At 59.7% G+C, this 16,690-nt stretch carries 9 protein-coding genes; 6 read left to right on the top strand and 3 right to left on the bottom strand.

Translation table 11 applies throughout. The features are described 5' to 3' along the window. The first annotated feature begins 3 nt into the window (after positions 1-3). The 5 genes from bcsZ to MKleb_RS26270 all read left to right on the top strand — a co-directional run bounded on the left by bcsZ (position 4) and on the right by MKleb_RS26270 (position 10,539). Positions 4-1,113, top strand: a complete 1,110-nt coding sequence (gene bcsZ, locus MKleb_RS26290) for a cellulose synthase complex periplasmic endoglucanase BcsZ (protein ID WP_025106808.1) — start codon at positions 4-6, stop codon at positions 1,111-1,113. Next, positions 1,095-4,580 (top strand): cellulose synthase complex outer membrane protein BcsC, encoded by a 3,486-nt coding sequence (gene bcsC, locus MKleb_RS26285; RefSeq protein WP_025106809.1) that lies wholly within the window; start codon positions 1,095-1,097, stop codon positions 4,578-4,580. Before bcsZ ends, bcsC begins: the two co-directional genes overlap by 19 nt. A 784-nt stretch (positions 4,581-5,364) precedes the next feature. Continuing rightward, the gene (gene hmsP, locus MKleb_RS26280; RefSeq protein WP_025106810.1) at positions 5,365-7,371 is read left to right on the top strand and encodes a biofilm formation regulator HmsP; all 2,007 of its coding nucleotides are present in this window, start codon (positions 5,365-5,367) and stop codon (positions 7,369-7,371) included. Positions 7,372-7,525: 154 nt separating this feature from the next. Further along, positions 7,526-8,812 (top strand): C4-dicarboxylate transporter DctC, encoded by a 1,287-nt coding sequence (dctA, locus tag MKleb_RS26275; protein WP_014227166.1) that lies wholly within the window; start codon positions 7,526-7,528, stop codon positions 8,810-8,812. Positions 8,813-9,033: 221 nt separating this feature from the next. After that, on the top strand, positions 9,034-10,539 hold the full coding sequence (locus MKleb_RS26270; protein ID WP_025106811.1) for a M16 family metallopeptidase: 1,506 nt from the start codon (positions 9,034-9,036) through the stop codon (positions 10,537-10,539). A gap of 194 nt (positions 10,540-10,733) precedes the next feature. Here MKleb_RS26270 and MKleb_RS26265 read toward each other — a convergent pair whose 3' ends face one another. Then, complete coding sequence (locus tag MKleb_RS26265; RefSeq protein ID WP_025106812.1) at positions 10,734-11,663, bottom strand: 2-dehydro-3-deoxygluconokinase; 930 nt, start codon at positions 11,661-11,663, stop codon at positions 10,734-10,736. Positions 11,664-11,858: 195 nt separating this feature from the next. Here MKleb_RS26265 and MKleb_RS26260 point away from each other — a divergent pair, with 195 nt between their 5' ends. Next, a complete protein-coding gene (locus MKleb_RS26260; RefSeq protein ID WP_025106813.1) occupies positions 11,859-13,910 on the top strand; it encodes an AsmA family protein in 2,052 nt (683 codons plus the stop codon). A 49-nt stretch (positions 13,911-13,959) separates the two neighbouring features. Here the strand turns inward: MKleb_RS26260 and MKleb_RS26255 are convergent, their stop codons facing one another. After that, positions 13,960-15,282, bottom strand: a complete 1,323-nt coding sequence (locus MKleb_RS26255) for an MFS transporter (protein WP_217076363.1) — start codon at positions 15,280-15,282, stop codon at positions 13,960-13,962. Positions 15,283-15,552: 270 nt separating this feature from the next. After that, positions 15,553-16,584 (bottom strand): inner membrane protein YhjD, encoded by a 1,032-nt coding sequence (gene yhjD, locus MKleb_RS26250; RefSeq protein WP_004134249.1) that lies wholly within the window; start codon positions 16,582-16,584, stop codon positions 15,553-15,555. Positions 16,585-16,690: the final 106 nt, after the last annotated feature.

Raw genomic sequence — 16,690 nt, 5'->3', positions numbered from 1 at the left:
TTGATGATGAACGCGGTGCGCGGTGTGGTGTTATCGGTATTGATGCTGGCGGCGGCGCAGGTGAGCGCCGCCTGCCAGTGGCCGGCCTGGGAGCAGTTTAAAAAAGAGTATGTCAGCGCCGAAGGGCGAATTATCGACCCCAGCGATGCGCGAAAAATCACCACCTCGGAAGGGCAAAGCTACGGGCTGTTCTTTGCTCTGGCGGCTAACGATCGCGACGGCTTCCGCAAGCTGTTCGAGTGGACGCAAAACAACCTTGCCGAGGGCGATTTGCGCGCGCATCTCCCGGGCTGGCTGTGGGGGAAAAAGAGCGATGACGAGTGGACGGTGCTGGACAACAATTCAGCCTCGGACTCCGATTTGTGGATAGCCTGGGCGCTGCTGGAGGCCGGACGTCTGTGGGACACGCCTCAGTACACCGAGGTGGGCAAGGCGCTGCTGGCGCGCATTGCCGACGAAGAGGTCGCCACCGTACCGGGGCTGGGGCCGATGATTCTGCCGGGGAGAGTCGGCTTCGTCGATGACCGCGGCTGGCGTTTTAATCCCAGCTATCTGCCGCCGCAGCTGGCGACCTATTTTGCCGCGTTTGGCGCTCCCTGGCCGAAGATACGCGACGGCAATCTGCGTCTGCTGCTGGAAACCGCGCCGAAAGGTTTTTCGCCTGACTGGGTGCGTTACGAAAAAAGCAAAGGCTGGCAGCTGAAAGCGGATAAACCCATTATCGGCAGCTATGACGCCATTCGCGTCTATCTGTGGGTCGGTATGCTCGATGACGGCGATAAGCAAAAAGCTCGCCTGCTGGCGCGCTTTAAACCGATGGCGACCCGGACGATTGACCAGGGCGTGCCGCCGGAAAAAACCAACATCGCGACCGGTAAAACTACCGGCAACGGTCCGGTTGGCTTCTCCGCTGCGCTACTGCCTTTCTTGCAGAAGGAAGATGCACGCGCCATTCAGCGCCAGCGCGTCGCCGATAACTATCCCGGCGCGGATGCTTACTACAGCGCGGTCCTGACCCTTTTCGGCCAGGGATGGGATCAACACCGTTTCCGCTTCACCGCCGGTGGCGAATTACGGCCTGACTGGAACCAGGAATGCACAAGTTCTCACTAAGCTTATTCACCCTCACCTTAGGCGTCGCGCTGATGCCGCTGGCGCACGCCGCGACTACGCCTGTTCAGGAACATCTACTGGAGCAGGTCCGCCTCGGCGAGGCCAGCAAACGTGAGGATTTGGTGCGCCAGTCGCTCTATCGCCTGGAATTGATCGACCCGAATAACCCGGACGTTGTTGCCGCGCGGATGCGCTATCTTCTCCGCCAGGGCGATACCGCCGGCGCGAAGCAGCAGCTGGAGCGTCTGGCGAAGCTGGCGCCGGAATCGCCCGAGCTGAAAGCCTCGCGTGACGAAATGAAAAGCAGCACCGGCGATGGTCGCCAGGAGCTGCAGCAGGCTCGTCTGCTGGGCGTGGCCGGGAAGGTTGATGAGGCCATTGCCGCTTACGAGAAGCTGTTTAACGGCGTTCCTGATGATGATGACGCTGCGATTGAGTACTGGACGCTGGTGGCGCGGCTGCCCGCCCGTCATAACGAAGGCATCAATCAGCTGAAAAAACTCAACGCCCGCTTGCCGGGCAACGTCCCGCTGCAAACGGCGCTGGCGAAACAGATGTTTGGCGATAATAAGCCGGAAGAGGGATTTGCTTATCTGGAGCAGATGTCCCGCTCGGCGGCGGGCCGCGGTATCGCGGCGGACATCTGGTTTAACGAAGTGAAAAGTATGCCGGTCAGCCGGGCCAGCGTGCAGGCGCTGCAGCGCTTTCTCATGCAGTTTCCCACCGGTTCCACCTCGGCGAATGCCCGCGTCCTGCTCGCTCAGCAGCAGACGCAGCTAAAAGACCCGACGTTCCGCGATCGCGCGGAGGGGCTGGCGGCGGTGAAGGCCGGGAAAGGTTCGGTGGCCGTGGCCGATTTGCAGCAGGCTGTGCGGGCGGATGCCAAAGACAGCGACGCGGTTGGCGCATTGGGGCAGGCGTACTCCCAGCGCGGCGATCGGGCGCGGGCGGTTGCCCAGTTGAGTAAAGCCATCAAAATGGACCCGGATAGCCCGAGCCGCGATAAGTGGGACAGCCTGCTCAAGACTAACCGCTACTGGCTGCTGATTAAGCAGGGCGATAGCGCCCTCAAAAGCGGCCAGCTGGCGCAGGCGCAAAATCATTACGCCCAGGCGCAGCGCATAGACAATACCGACAGCTATGCGGTGCTGGGGCTGGGGGACGTGGCGGCGGCGCGTAAAGAAAACGCGGCGGCGGAGCGCTACTACCAGCGCGCGCTGCGAATGGATCGCGGCAACACCCTGGCGGTGCGCGGTCTGGCGAATCTGTATCGCGCCGAATCGCCGGAAAAAGCCAGCGCGTACATCGCCAGCCTGTCGCCGGGCCAGCGGCGCAGCATTGATGATATTGAACGCAGCCTGACGAACGATCGGCTGGAGAAACAGGCCGAAGCGCTGGAGAGCCAGGGCAACTGGGCGCAGGCGGCGGAAGTGCAGCGCAGACGGCTGGCGCTGGATCCGGATAGCGTGTGGATCGCCTACCGCCTGTCGCGGGATCTGGTCAGCGCGGGCAGCCGCAGCGAAGCCGATGCCATCATGCGCGCGATGGTCAACCGCCAGCCCGGCGATGCCGACCGGGTTTACGCCTACGGCCTCTATCTATCCGGGAATAATCAGGATGAGATGGCGCTGGCGCAGATTAACGCCCTGCCGCGCGGGCAGTGGACGGACAATATTCGCGAGCTGGAGGCGCGCCTGCAAAGCGATAACGTGTTGCGCCAGGCGAATCAGCTGCGCGATAGCGGCCAGGAAGCCCGGGCGATCGCCCTGATTAACCAGCAGCCGACGTCGGTGCGCTACGCGCTCACGCTGGCGGACTGGGCGCAGCAGCGCGGCGACAGCCAGACGGCGATTGCTGAATATCAGCGGGCGCTGGGGCAGCAGCCTGATAACGGCGATGCGCGTCTGGGCCTGGCGGAAGTGTATCTTGCCGATGGCGATAACAACGCCGCCCGCGCCCAGGTGGCGCAGCTCAAGGGCGAAGACATCGATTCTATCAATATGCAGCGGCGTATCGCCCAGGCGCAGGCCGGGTTGGGCGATCGCGCTCAGGCGCAGCAAACCTTCGCCCGCATCGTTCCGCAGGCGAAAGCGCAGCCGCCGTCAATGGAAAGCGCGCTGGTGCTGCGCGACGCCGCGCGTTTCCAGGCGCAGAACGGCGAGCCGCAGCAGGCGCTGGAAGGCTATAAAGATGCAATGGTGGCCTCCGGCGTCGCCCGCGAGCGCCCGCAGGATAACGACACGTTTACGCGGCTGACGCGTAACGACAGCAGCGATGACTGGCTGAAGCGCGGGATCCGCAGCGACGCCGCCGATCTTTATCGTCAGCAGGATCTTAACGTCACCCTCGAACATGATTACTGGGGCTCCAGCGGTACCGGCGGCTATTCCGACCTGAAAGCCCATACCACGATGCTGCATGTGGATGCGCCGCTGGCCGACGGGCGAATGTTCTTCCGTACCGATCTGGTTAATATGGATGCCGGGAGTTTTTCGACGAACAGCGACGGCAGCTATTCGCCGAGCTGGGGCACCTGCGGTGAAATCGCCTGTAGCGGCGGCAGCAAACATCAGAGCGATAGCGGCGCCAGCGTCGCGGTGGGCTGGAAGAACGATACCTGGAGCGGCGATATCGGCACCACGCCGATGGGCTTTAACGTCGTTGATGTGGTGGGCGGCCTGAGCTACAGCAGCGACGTTGGCCCGCTGGGCTACACCGTGAACCTCCACCGACGCCCCATCTCCAGCTCGCTGCTGGCCTTTGGCGGGCAGAAGGATAACCCTAACGACGGCCATACCGGCAAGACCTGGGGCGGGGTGCGCGCCGACGGCGGCGGCCTGAGTCTGAGCTACGATAAAGGCGAGGCCAACGGCGTCTGGTCTTCGCTGGGCGTCGACCAGTTGACCGGGAAAAACGTCGCCGACAACTGGCGCGTGCGCTGGATGACCGGCTACTACTATAAAGTGATTAACGAAAATAACCGCCGGGTCACCGTCGGCCTGAACAATATGCTCTGGCACTACGATAAGGATCTCAGCGGCTATACGCTGGGTCAGGGCGGTTACTACAGTCCGCAGGAATATGTCTCCTTCTCGGTGCCGGTCACCTGGCGTCAGCGGACGGCGAACTGGTCATGGGAGCTGGGGGGCTCGGTGTCGTGGTCCCACTCGCGCACCAAAACCGAGGCGCGCTATCCGCTGCTCAATTTGATCCCTTCGCAGTATCGTCATGATGCCAGCCAGCTCACGGAAGAAGGCAGCAGCAGTTCTGGCGTCGGCTATACCGCGCGGGCGCTGATCGAACGACGGGTGACCAGCAACTGGTTTGTCGGGGCGGCGGTGGATATCCAGCAGGCGAAGGATTACACCCCGAGCCATGCGCTGCTGTACGTTCGCTATTCGGCTTCCGGCTGGCAGGGCGATATGGATATGCCGCCGCAGCCGTTGGTTCCTTATGCCGACTGGTAGCAGATTAGGCTGAATTATGCGACAGGGCGCCACTCCACGGCGCTCTTCGCGTATACTCGTTGCCTCCGGCCAGGCAGCCCGATTTCCCCTCCGGTGGCGCGGAAGCTGCATAGCGCGCTGCATCCCGGAGGCGGCGCCAGGGGCGCCTTGTCCGGGCTACCGGCCCGATGGTGGTTGTGACCATGTAGCCCGGGTAAGGCGTCAGCCGCCACCCGGGAATGTTCCCCGGTCGCGCTATACTTACCGGGGCTACCGGCCCGCGCCGCCTGCGGATTTTGTAGCCCGGACAGGCGCATTGCGCCGCCTCCGGGAAAGCGGCCCGATGGCGGCTGTGAACGTGTAGGCCGGGCAATTTTGTAGCCCGGGTAAGGCGTCAGCCGCCACCCGGGAATGTTCCCCGGTCGCGCTATGTTTACCGGGGCTACCGGCCCGCGCCGCCTGCGGGTTTTGTAGCCCGGACAGGCGCATTGCGCCGCCTCCGGGAAAGCGGCTCGATGGCGGCTGTGAACGTGTAGGCCGGGCAATTTCGTAGCCCGGGTAAGGCGTCAGCCGCGACCCGGGAATGTTCCCCGGTCGCGCTATGCTTACCGGGGCTACCGGCCGCGCCGCCTGCGGGTTTTGTAGCCCGGACAGGCGCATTGCGCCGCCTCCGGGAAAGCGGCCTGATGGCATTGCTTCGCGCCTTGCGGGCGTGAGCGAACAATTTGAGTATATAATCAGCCTGATAACGATCGGTGAGAGGGACCTATACCCGATATGCGTTCAGTTTCAGTGGAGAACCCCGTTGCGCGTCAGCCGTTCACTTACAATTAAACAGATGGCGATGGTCGCGAGCGTGTCCATGGCGTTTGTACTGGTCTTCTGTTCTATTCTGCTGTTCCACTTTGTTCAGCAGAGTCGCTTTACCACGGCCACGCAGTTAGAAAGCATCGCGCGCTCCGTTCGCGAACCGCTGTCAGCGGCTATCCTGAAAGCCGATATCCCTGAGGCGGAAGCCATTCTGAGCCGTATTCAACCCGCAGGCATCGTCAGCCGGGCGGATGTTGTCCTGCCCAATCAGTTCCAGGCGCTGCGGATGCGCTTTATCCCCGAGCGCCCGGTACCGGTAACCATCACCCGTATGTTTGAACTGCCGGTACAGATTTCGCTGCCTATCTACTCCCTTGAACGGCCCGCTAACCCACAGCCGCTGGCCTATCTGGTGCTCCAGGCCGACTCATACCGCATGTATAAATTCGTCATGAGCGCGCTGGCGACGTTAGTGACCGCTTACTTGCTTCTGGTGCTGATGCTGACGGTGGCGATCACCTGGTGCATCAACCGTCTGATGGTACGACCGCTGCGTAAAATCGCCCGTGAGCTAAACGATGTCCCGCAGCACGAGCGTTTGGGCCATCAGCTCACGCTGCCGCGTCTCCATCATGACGATGAAATCGGCATGCTGGTGCGCAGCTACAACCGTAATCAGCAGACGCTGCTGCGCCTGCACGACGAACTCTCTTTGCAATCGACCCGTTTTCCGGTATCCGAGCTGCCGAACAAAGCCTTTCTAATGGCCATGCTGGAGCAAACCGTCGCGCGACCGCAGGCCTCGGCGCTGCTGATTATCGCCTGCGAAACGCTACAGGATACCGCTGGCGTACTGAAAGAGACGCAGCGTGAAATGCTGCTGCTAACCCTGGTTGAAAAGCTGCGGGCGATTATCCCGGCGCAGATGGTGCTGGCTCAGGTGAGCGGCTACGACTTCGCGATTCTGGCCCACGGTATTGACGAACCCTGGCAGGCGGTGACGTTAAGTAAGCAAGTACTCACTGTCTTAAATGAACGTTTGCCTCTGCACGGCATCCAGCTGCGCCCCTGCGCCAGCGTCGGTATCGCGATGTTTAACGGCGAAATTAACGCCGAACAGCTCTACCGGCGGGCGTTTTCCGCCGCCGTAACCGCGCGTCGTAAAGGGAAAAACCAGATTGAGTTCTTCGATCCGCAGCAGATGGAAAAAGCGCAGCGCCGCTTAATGGAAGAGCACGATATTCTGACGGCGCTTGATAACCAGCAGTTTGCCATCTGGCTGCAGCCGCAGGTGGATACCCACAGCGGCGAGGTGTGCGGTGCGGAAGTGCTGCTGCGTCAGCGTCAGGCGGACGGCAGCTGGTCGCTGCCGGGCGATCTGATTGAGCGTATCGAAGCCTGCGGGCTGATGGTGCCGGTCGGCTACTGGGTGATGGAAGAGGCCTGCCGGCAGCTTGCCGCCTGGCAAAATCAGGGGATCATGTTGCCGCTGTCGGTCAACGTGTCGTTGCTGCAACTGCTGCATCACGATCGCGGCGAGGAGATGCTGGCGCTGCTCGCGCGCTATCGTATCGCGCCGGGGACGCTGGTACTGGAAGTCACTGAAAGCCGTCGGATAGACGACCCGCAGGCGATTATTTCCCTGCTGCGTCCGCTGCGTGAAGCGGGCGTGCGGATTGCCCTCGATGACTTTGGTATGGGCTACGCGGGCTTGCGCCAGCTGCAGCATATTAAATCGCTGCCGGTAGACATCCTGAAAATCGATAAAGTCTTTATCGATATGCTGCCCGATGACATCAGCATGGTGCCCGCGATTATCCAGCTGGCGCGGGGGCTGAATCTGCACATTGTCGCGGAGGGCGTCGAAACCGATACCCAGTATCGCTGGCTGCAGGAGGCGGGCGTCGAGACGGTGCAAGGGTATCTTTTTGGCTGCGCCATGCCACCTGAGGCTTTTATGGCCCGTTTTTTACCCGGTGATGTTGAGGATGCAAGTTTGTAACAACATTGTTAGCTTATGCGAGTCAGTTCAAATAAATTAACAATTGCATTGCAATTTCATCACTCGTTATTTCTGAAATGTTTCATGGGTGTTATTTTTAAGCCACGGACGCAATACCCACTCAAGGTCTGTGGTTATCTCCAAAGGACACCCTATGAAAATCTCTTTCTTTAAAAGCCTCTATGTCCAGGTTCTCTCGGCCATAGCGATCGGTATTCTGCTGGGCCATTTTTACCCGGAACTGGGTGCGCAGATGAAACCCCTCGGCGATGCCTTCGTTAAGCTGATTAAAATGATTATTGCCCCGGTTATCTTCTGTACCGTCGTGACGGGGATTGCCGGGATGGAGAGCATGAAAGCCGTCGGCCGCACCGGGGCGGTGGCGCTGCTCTACTTTGAAATCGTGAGCACAATTGCGCTGATCATCGGCCTGATCATTGTAAACGTGGTGCAGCCCGGCGCGGGAATGAACGTTGACCCGGCGACCCTCGACGCGAAGGCCGTGGCGGTTTACGCCGAACAGGCGAAAGATCAGGGCATCGTAGCGTTCCTGCTCGATATTATCCCCGGCAGCGTGATTGGCGCTTTTGCCAGCGGTAACATTCTGCAGGTGCTGATGTTTGCGGTGCTGTTTGGTTTCGCGCTGCATCGCCTCGGCAGCAAAGGCCAGCTGATTTTTAACGTTATCGAAAGCTTCTCGCAGGTGATCTTCGGCATCATCAATATGATCATGCGCCTGGCGCCGATTGGCGCGTTCGGGGCCATGGCCTTTACCATTGGGAAATACGGCGTCGGTACGCTGGTGCAGCTTGGCCAACTGATCGTCTGCTTCTACATCACCTGCATCCTGTTTGTGGTGGTAGTGCTGGGGTCGATCGCCAAAGCCACCGGCTTCAGCATCTTTAAATTTATCCGCTATATCCGCGAAGAGCTGCTGATTGTTCTGGGGACCTCTTCATCCGAGTCGGCGCTGCCGCGTATGCTCGATAAGATGGAGAAGCTGGGCTGCCGCAAGTCGGTGGTGGGGCTGGTGATCCCGACGGGGTACTCCTTTAACCTCGATGGCACCTCAATATACCTGACGATGGCGGCGGTGTTTATCGCCCAGGCGACGAACAGCCATATGGATATTTTCCATCAGATCACCCTGCTGGTGGTGCTGCTGCTCTCCTCAAAAGGCGCGGCGGGGGTGACGGGCAGCGGCTTTATCGTCCTTGCGGCGACGATTTCCGCCGTCGGGCACCTGCCGGTCGCCGGTCTGGCGCTCATTCTTGGCATCGACCGCTTTATGTCCGAGGCGCGCGCGCTGACCAACCTGGTGGGTAACGGCGTCGCGACCATCGTTGTCGCTAAATGGGTCAAAGAGCTGGACGCGAAACAGCTGGATGATGTGCTGAACAACCGTACTCCGGTAAGCAAATCGCACGAATTATCCTCATAAATCCATCTGTTAGGCCCGTTGTCCCTTGCTGGACTACGGGCTCCTGCGCATAATTAGGGGTCACTGTCGCTTGCGCGGCGGTGACCCTTATGTTTATTTCACGTCAACATGCGACATTTTCATCTCCGTGTGGTCTAACCGACGTACTTAACTCACCATATTTTTTCGGCGGCCCTCCCGTGGGCCGCTGTTGTAACCAGGATTGTTCATCAGGGGTTCACATGCAGGGCACAAAAATTCGACTCTTAACCGGTGGTTTGCTGATGATGGCGACGGTCGGTTATGTGCAGGCAGAAGCGCTCCAGCCGGACCCGGCCTGGCAACAGGGGACACTGGCGAATGGGTTTCAGTGGCAGGTTTTAGCCACCCCGCAGCGTCCCAGCGATCGTATCGAAGTTCGCCTGTCCGTGAATATTGGCTCGCTGAGCGAAAGCACTCAGCAGAGCGGCTTTAGCCACTTTATCCCGCGCCTCGCGCTGACGCAAAACGGTGGCCTCCCGACCATGCAGGCCCGTTCGCTATGGCAGCAGAGTATTGACCCGAAGCGTCCTCTGCCGCCCGCCATCGTCTCTTATGACTACAGTTTGTTTAACCTGAGCATACCGAATAACCGTAACGACCTGCTGAAAGAGGCGCTGAGCTGGCTGGCCAGCGCCAGCGGTAAAATGTCGATCTCCCCGGAAACCGTCAACCACGCGCTGCAGGGCGAAGACATGGTGGCGACCTGGCCTGCGGATACCAAAGAAGGCTGGTGGCGCTATCGGCTAAAAGGCTCCACCATGCTGGGGCACGATCCGGCGGCGCCGCTGAAGCAGCCGGTGGATATTGCTCAGCTAAAAGAGTATTACCACAAGTGGTACACCCCGGATGCCATGACCCTGATTGTGGTCGGCAACGTGGATAGCCGCAGCGTCGCGGAACAAATCAACAAAACTTTCGGCGGCCTGAAGGGCAAGCGCGAAACGCCGGTGGCGGTTCCTACGCTGTCGCCGCTGCCGACGACGCCGGTCAGCATCATGACCGATGCGGTGCGCCAGGATAAGCTGTCGCTGATGTGGGATGCGCCGTGGCAGCCGATCCGCGACTCGGTAGCGCTGCAGCGCTACTGGCGCGACGATCTTGCCCGGGAAGCGCTGTTCTGGCACGTACAGCAGAATCTGAGCAAAAGTAATATCAAGGATATCGGCCTTGGCTTTGACTGCCGCGTGCTCTACCAGCGCGCCCAGTGCGCGATCAATATCGAATCGCCGGGCGAGCGCCTGAACGCCAACTTAACGACCGTGGCGCGCGAGCTGGCGAAAGTCCGCGATCGCGGCCTGCCGCAGGAGGAGTTTGATGCCCTGATCGCGCAGAAAAACCTCGAACTGCAGAAGCTGTTTGCCACCTATGCGCGCACCGATACGTACATCCTGATTAGCCAGCGGATGCGTTCGTTGCAAAATCAGGTGGTGGATATCGCGCCCGAGCAGTATCAGAAACTGCGCCAGGAGTTTCTCAATTCGCTGACGGTCGACATGCTGAATCAGTACCTGCGTCAGCAGCTGTCGCAGGATATGGCGCTGGTGCTGCAGCAGCCGCAGGGTGAGCCGGAATACAACATGAAGGAACTGCAGGCGACGTGGGAAAAGCTGATGGCGCCCGCGCCAGCGGCCGCAGCGGCGTCGAGCGGCGCCGGTGATGTTGCGGAAGGGCGTAACGAAGCGACGGATATCCCGCCAGCGCAGTAAAGCAAAACCGGATAGCGTGGCTATCTGGTGAGGTTTATGGCTAATCTGTTTTACGTATTGCTGGGTTGGCCCGGTGATTTTCCCGGAGGCGGCGCTGGCGCGCCTTGTCCGGTCTAATGCCAGCGCCAGACAGTAGCCCGGCTAAGCGCAGCGCAAGCCGGGATTCTCGCAGGCGGGCGTAACGCAATCGAAAATTACTGCGGCATCGCCTCGCGCGGGATAATCGCGCCGCGATACTGGATCACCGTGCTGGCGGTCAGGTGTCCGCGTTTTGCCGCAGATTCGGCGTCGCCGCCGGTCAGGCGTACGGCCAGGTAGCCGGCGCTGAACGAATCGCCCGCCGCCGTGGTATCAACCACTTTCTCTTTCGGCAGCTTAACGGCCGGGACTTCCCGCAGCGGCTGGCCGGCAATCGCCACCAGGCAGGAGTCTGCGCCGCGCTTAACCACCACTTCTTCAACGCCGGCGGCGTGGGTGCGGGCAATCACTTCCGCAACCGGCTTCTCGCCCCACAGCGCGTCTTCGTCATCGAGGGTCAGGAACGCGATGTCGGTGCAGGCCAGCATCTGCTGATAAACCCGCTGCGTCTCCTCTTTGCTGCTCCACAGGCGCGGACGATAGTTATTATCAAAGATAACCTTGCCGCCGTTCGCCCGGCATTCCCGCAGCAGGGTCAGCAGCTTCTCGCGGCTGGTCGGGCTGAGGATCGCCAGGCTGATCCCGCTAAGATACAGATAATCAAAGGTCGCCAGCTCTTCGCAGATGGTCGCAGACTGCTCGCTCTCCAGCCAGAACTTCGCCGCGGCTTCGTTGCGCCAGTAGTAAAAGGTGCGCTCGCCGCTCTCGTCGGTTTCGATGTAGTAGAGGCCCGGTAAACGGTCGGCCATGCGCTGAATCAGGTCAGTCTGAACGTTCTCGCGCTGCCAGGATTCGAGCATCTGCTGGCTGAAGGTGTCCGTGCCCAGGGCGGTAACGTAGTGCACGCCCAGCGCGCTGGTGTCGGTCTGGCGAGCGATGTAGACGGAAGTGTTTAAGGTGTCGCCGCCAAAGCCGCGATTAACCGCTGCGCCTTTCTCTGACAGCTCAATCATGCATTCGCCAATGACGGCAATTTTCTTCGACATAGTGATGACCTGAAATTAAATCAATATTAACCCTAGTGTGCGCTGGGGCGCTTTGATGGTCAATGATATTAAAACAACGTTCCATTATTTTTTTGACCTGACGCGGATTATGTGACGAAAACCTCATTCGGCGGAGCAAATGGCGTTTCTCAACTATATTCAGGAGTGACGAGACGCAAAAGGAGTGCAGAAGGGATGAGCAGAACCCGAAAAACCGTGGCTATTATCCTGGGAACGATTGTCGTACTGATCGTTCTGTTTTTTATCGTGCTGGCGACCTTTGACTGGAACCGCCTGAAGCCGACGATCAACCAGAAAGTCTCTGCCGAGCTGAACCGCCCGTTCGCGATTCGCGGCGATCTGGGCGTCGTCTGGGAACGCCAGCCCGGCGAGAGCGGCTGGCGAAGCTGGATCCCCTGGCCGCACGTTCATGCCGAAGATATCGTCCTTGGCAACCCCCCTGATATCCCGCAGGTCACAATGGTCCACCTGCCGCGCGTTGAGGCGACTCTCGCCCCGCTGGCGCTGCTCAGCAAAACGGTCTATCTGCCGTGGATTAAGCTTGAACAGCCCGACGCGCGGCTGATCCGACTGTCGGAGAAGACCAACAACTGGACTTTCGACCTGGCTTCGGCGGGGTCGTCGGAGAAAGATGCGGCGCCTTCCAGCTGGTCTTTCCGCCTCGACAATATTCTTTTCGATCGCGGCAAGATTGCCGTTGATGACAAAGTGTCGCGCGCTGACGTGACGATCGTGGTTGATCCGCTCGGTAAGCCGCTGGCGTTCAGTGAAGTGACCGGCGAGAAGGGGAAAGGGCAGCCGCAGAAAGTAGGCGATTACGTCTTCGGCCTGCAGGCGAAAGGGAGCTACAACGGACAGCCGCTCTCCGGTAGCGGCAAAATCGGCGGCATGCTGGCGCTGCGCAGCGAAGGGACGCCGTTCCCCCTGCAGGGGGATTTTCGTTCCGGCAATACCCGGGTCGCGTTTACCGGCACGGTCAGCGATCCGCTTAACCTCGGCGGCGTCGATCTGCGGCTGAAGTTTTCCGGGGACTCGCTGGGCGATCTCTATGACCTGACCGGCGTGCTGCTGCCGGATACGCCGGCCTTTTCGACCGACGGGCATCTGCGGGCCACCTTCAAGGAGAAAAACGGTTCACGCTTCGCCTATCAGGATTTTAATGGCCGCATCGGCGAGAGCGATATCCACGGATCGCTGACCTACAGCACAGGTAAACCCCGGCCTAAGCTGGAGGGCGACCTTGAGTCCAGACAGCTAAGGCTGGCGGATCTGGGGCCGCTGATTGGCGTCGACTCCGGCGGTAAAGGCAGCCAGACCGAACGGCGCAAAGGCGAAGCCTCCCCGCAGCCGGCCGGAAAAGTGTTGCCGTATGACCGCTTTGAAACCGATAAGTGGCAGGTGATGGATGCCGATGTGCGCTTTAAAGGACGCCGTATTGAGCACGGCGGCACGCTCCCCATCAGCGACCTCTCCACCCACGTGATCCTCGAACGGGGCGACCTGCGCCTGCAGCCGCTGCGTCTGGGGCTGGCCAACGGCACGATTGCCGGCAGCATTCATCTTGAAGGGGATAAAAAACCGCTGCAGGGGACGGCGAACCTGCAGGCGCGCCGCCTGAAGCTGAAAGCGCTGATGCCAAACGTGGAGATGATGCAGAAAACCCTCGGCGAAATGAACGGCGATGTACAGCTTCGCGGTACCGGCAACTCCGTCGCCGCGCTGCTGGGCAACAGTAACGGTAACCTGAAGCTGCTGATGAACGACGGTTTAATTAGCCGCAACCTGATGGAGATCCTCGGTCTGAACGTCGGTAACTTTATCATCGGGCAGATCTTTGGCGATGATGAGGTGCGGGTGAACTGCGCGGCGGCCAATATCGACGTGGTCAACGGCGTCGCCCGGCCGCAGGTGTTTGCCTTTGATACGGAAAACGCGTTGATCAACGTCACCGGTACCGCCAGCTTTGCCTCAGAGCAGCTGGACCTCACTATCGATCCGGAAAGCAAAGGCTTTCGCATTATCACCCTGCGTTCACCGCTCTACGTGCGCGGCACCTTTAAGTCGCCGAATGCGGGCGTGAAGGCGGGGCCGCTGATTGCCCGCGGCGCGGTAGCGGCAGCGCTGGCGACCCTGGTGACGCCGGCCGCCGCGCTGCTGGCGCTGATCTCACCCGCCGAAGGCGAGGCGAACCAGTGTCGGGCAATCCTGTCGCAGATGAAAAAATAGTCGGCAAGGAGACGCCCCTCGCCGGATGGCCAGGGGCGTGGAGGGAGAGTTACAGCGATTGATGACGCGTTTCGTGAGTCAGCAGCAGCGCGATCATCGTCAGCGCCGCCATGGCGGCCAGATAGAGCCCTACCGCAGGCAGACCGTAGTTGCCCTGCAGCCAGGCGGCGATGTACGGCGCCACGGATGCCCCGAGGATCGACGAGACGTTATAGGAGAACGATGCGCCGGTATAGCGAACTTCCGTCGGGAACAGCTCCGGCAGCAGCGCGCCCATGGGGCCAAAGGTCAGCCCCATCAGGCTCAGGCCAATCAGCAGGAAGGCAAAGACCAGCAGCGGGTTGCCGGAGCCGAGCAGCGGTTTAAAGGCAAACAGCGCGAAGAGGATGATCAGGGTCGTAATCACGACCATGCTCTTACGACGGCCGAATGCATCCGCCAGCAGGCCCGCCACCGGTACCATCACGCCAAAACCGATAACCGCCATCATCAGCATCCACAGCACTTCGTTACGCGGCAAGCCGAGGCCAATCGGCGCGGCGGCGGTGCTGAAGGTCATGGAGTAGACGGTCATGATGTAAAACAGCGTATAGGTCGCCAGCATGATAAAGGTGCCGAGAACGGTGACGCGCACGTGTTTGGTCAGCAGCGTGCCCAGCGGGATTTTGACCTGTTTTTTCGCGGCGGCTACCTTAGCGAACACCGGCGACTCGTGCAGCGAAACGCGGACGTACAGGCCGATAATGACCAGCACGGCGGAGAAGATAAACGGCATACGCCAGCCCCATTCCATAAACTGCTGGTCGGTCAGCAGCCAGGAGAGCAGCAGGAAGGTGCCGTTCGCGAAGAAGAAGCCGATAGGCGCGCCCAGCTGCGGGAATGAGCCATACAGCGCGCGCTTGCGCGGCGGGGCGTTTTCCGTCGCCAGCAGCGCCGCGCCGCCCCATTCGCCGCCAAGGCCGAGCCCCTGACCAAAGCGCGCCAGCGCCAGCAGCACCGGTGCCATAATGCCAATGGTTTCATAGCCGGGCAGCAGGCCGATAACCACGGTGGAGATCCCCATCGTCAGCAGCGAGGCGACGAGGGTCGCTTTACGGCCTACGCGGTCGCCGAAGTGGCCAAAGACCGCTGAACCGATAGGGCGCGCAATAAAGGCGATAGCGAAGGTCGCCAGCGATTGTAGCGTCGCGGCGGCGGGATCGCCCTGCGGGAAGAAAATGTGCGGGAATACGATAACCGCCGCGGTGGCATAGATGTAGAAGTCGAAGAACTCGATGGCGGTACCAATGAGTGAGGCGACGACGACTGTATTGCGTGAGTTAACCGGAACGGTGTCCTGCGCGTTGTCGAGTGTTGTGGCTGTGGCTTGCATAGATCTTTCTTATTTTTTGCGAACGAAAGGCCATATAGCCACAGCCTTGGGGACATTTCAATCTGTAACAAGGGGCGGGAGAGGCGAAAAAAGAAGCAAAAAGTGAATAATTTCTGTGCCAGAAAAATAACTTCTATGAAATGCTTCACAAAATTAAAATAATGGTCGATAAAACCAGGTTTAGGTTAAATAAAAGTTACATGTTGGATTTATATGCTGAAATGCCAGGTTGGGCTGAATTTTGCGTCTTTTATTCAGCCCAGTGATGGTTTAGTCGTGGGCTTTGCCCGGCATCCGGCGGTCGTCTTTATATTCGGCGGTGGCAATCCATGCGGCGCAGAACAGCGTCAGGCGGGCGAAAAAATAGAAGAAGGCCATTATCCCCAACACCGAACCGAATGCCGCCCCGGATGGGGATTTCACCAGCGCCGGTAGCGTCCAGGTCATGATGATTTTGATTATCTCAAAGCCGACGGCCGCAATCAGGGTGCCGCGAATCAGCGCCTTACGGCGAGGGCGGTGGCGCGGGAGTCGCCAGAAAATCCAGAAAAACAGCAGATAGTTGGCGAAGATGGAAATCGCGAGGCCAATCAGCCGCCACGCCGGTTTCAGCCACTCGATATAATCAAGATAAAGCGCCGAGATAATCATCTGCTGGGCCGAGCCGGCGATAGAGGTGATCGATAAGGTAATGACCAGCGCAACCAGCAGGCCGATCAGCGAGATAAAGTCGCGGAAATACTTAACCCAAATTTTCTCCTGATCCTGCGGCGTGCGTTCCCAGACGTCGCGCGACTGGGCACGGATGGCCTCACGCAGGTTGCCCATCCAGTTAATGCCGGAGTAGAGCGCCACCAGCAGACCCACGATACCGACGGCGGTACGCTGCTGTACGGCGGTATTGATGGTATTTTTCAGCGTTGCCGCCAGCGTCGGGTCGCTCACGTTAAGCAGGATTTTATCGAAGATGTCCTGTAGCAGCGTGGGATGCGAGGCGAGAACAAAACCGGCGGCCGCAAAAGAGACCATCAGGATTGGGATCATCGATAAAAACGAGAAGTAGGTGATTGCCGCGCCAAACTGATTACCCAGCCTGTCGTTGAAGCGCTCCGCGGCGCGGATGATATGGGCGACCATATGGTTACGCTGCACTTTTTCCGCCGTTCCGGTGACGCTTTTCAGCGCCTGGTTGGCTTTTTTCGCCACGGTAGAGTCGTTTATCGCAGCCATCGCGCTTTTGTTTTTATCCGGCTGCTGGCCCGGATCCTCGGTTGGGCGTTGAGCGTCGTTTTCCGGCGTCATAAATTATTTCTTCCTTTTTTACAGCGATATTCTTCAAAAATTATATACGTAAAATCACGGATGGGGCGTATCGGGGGGAGCGGGCGTCGGAATCTGCGAATCACTG

This window comes from Klebsiella sp. PL-2018, from assembly GCF_019048985.1.
Taxonomy (GTDB): Bacteria; Pseudomonadota; Gammaproteobacteria; order Enterobacterales; family Enterobacteriaceae; genus Klebsiella; species Klebsiella michiganensis.
The sequence above is the reverse complement of the archived record's forward strand: the minus strand, read 5'-3'. Positions and strand labels throughout refer to the sequence as shown.

Excerpts from the sequence above, each read along its gene's own strand:
- bcsZ (WP_025106808.1), top strand. The coding sequence starts at position 4 with ATGATGAACGCGGTGCGCGGTGTGGTGTTATCGGTATTGATGCTGGCG.
- bcsC (WP_025106809.1), top strand. The coding sequence starts at position 1,095 with ATGCACAAGTTCTCACTAAGCTTATTCACCCTCACCTTAGGCGTCGCG.
- dctA (WP_014227166.1), top strand. The coding sequence starts at position 7,526 with ATGAAAATCTCTTTCTTTAAAAGCCTCTATGTCCAGGTTCTCTCGGCC.
- MKleb_RS26270 (WP_025106811.1), top strand. The coding sequence starts at position 9,034 with ATGCAGGGCACAAAAATTCGACTCTTAACCGGTGGTTTGCTGATGATG.
- MKleb_RS26265 (WP_025106812.1), bottom strand. The coding sequence starts at position 11,663 with ATGTCGAAGAAAATTGCCGTCATTGGCGAATGCATGATTGAGCTGTCA.
- MKleb_RS26260 (WP_025106813.1), top strand. The coding sequence starts at position 11,859 with ATGAGCAGAACCCGAAAAACCGTGGCTATTATCCTGGGAACGATTGTC.
- MKleb_RS26255 (WP_217076363.1), bottom strand. The coding sequence starts at position 15,282 with ATGCAAGCCACAGCCACAACACTCGACAACGCGCAGGACACCGTTCCG.
- yhjD (WP_004134249.1), bottom strand. The coding sequence starts at position 16,584 with ATGACGCCGGAAAACGACGCTCAACGCCCAACCGAGGATCCGGGCCAG.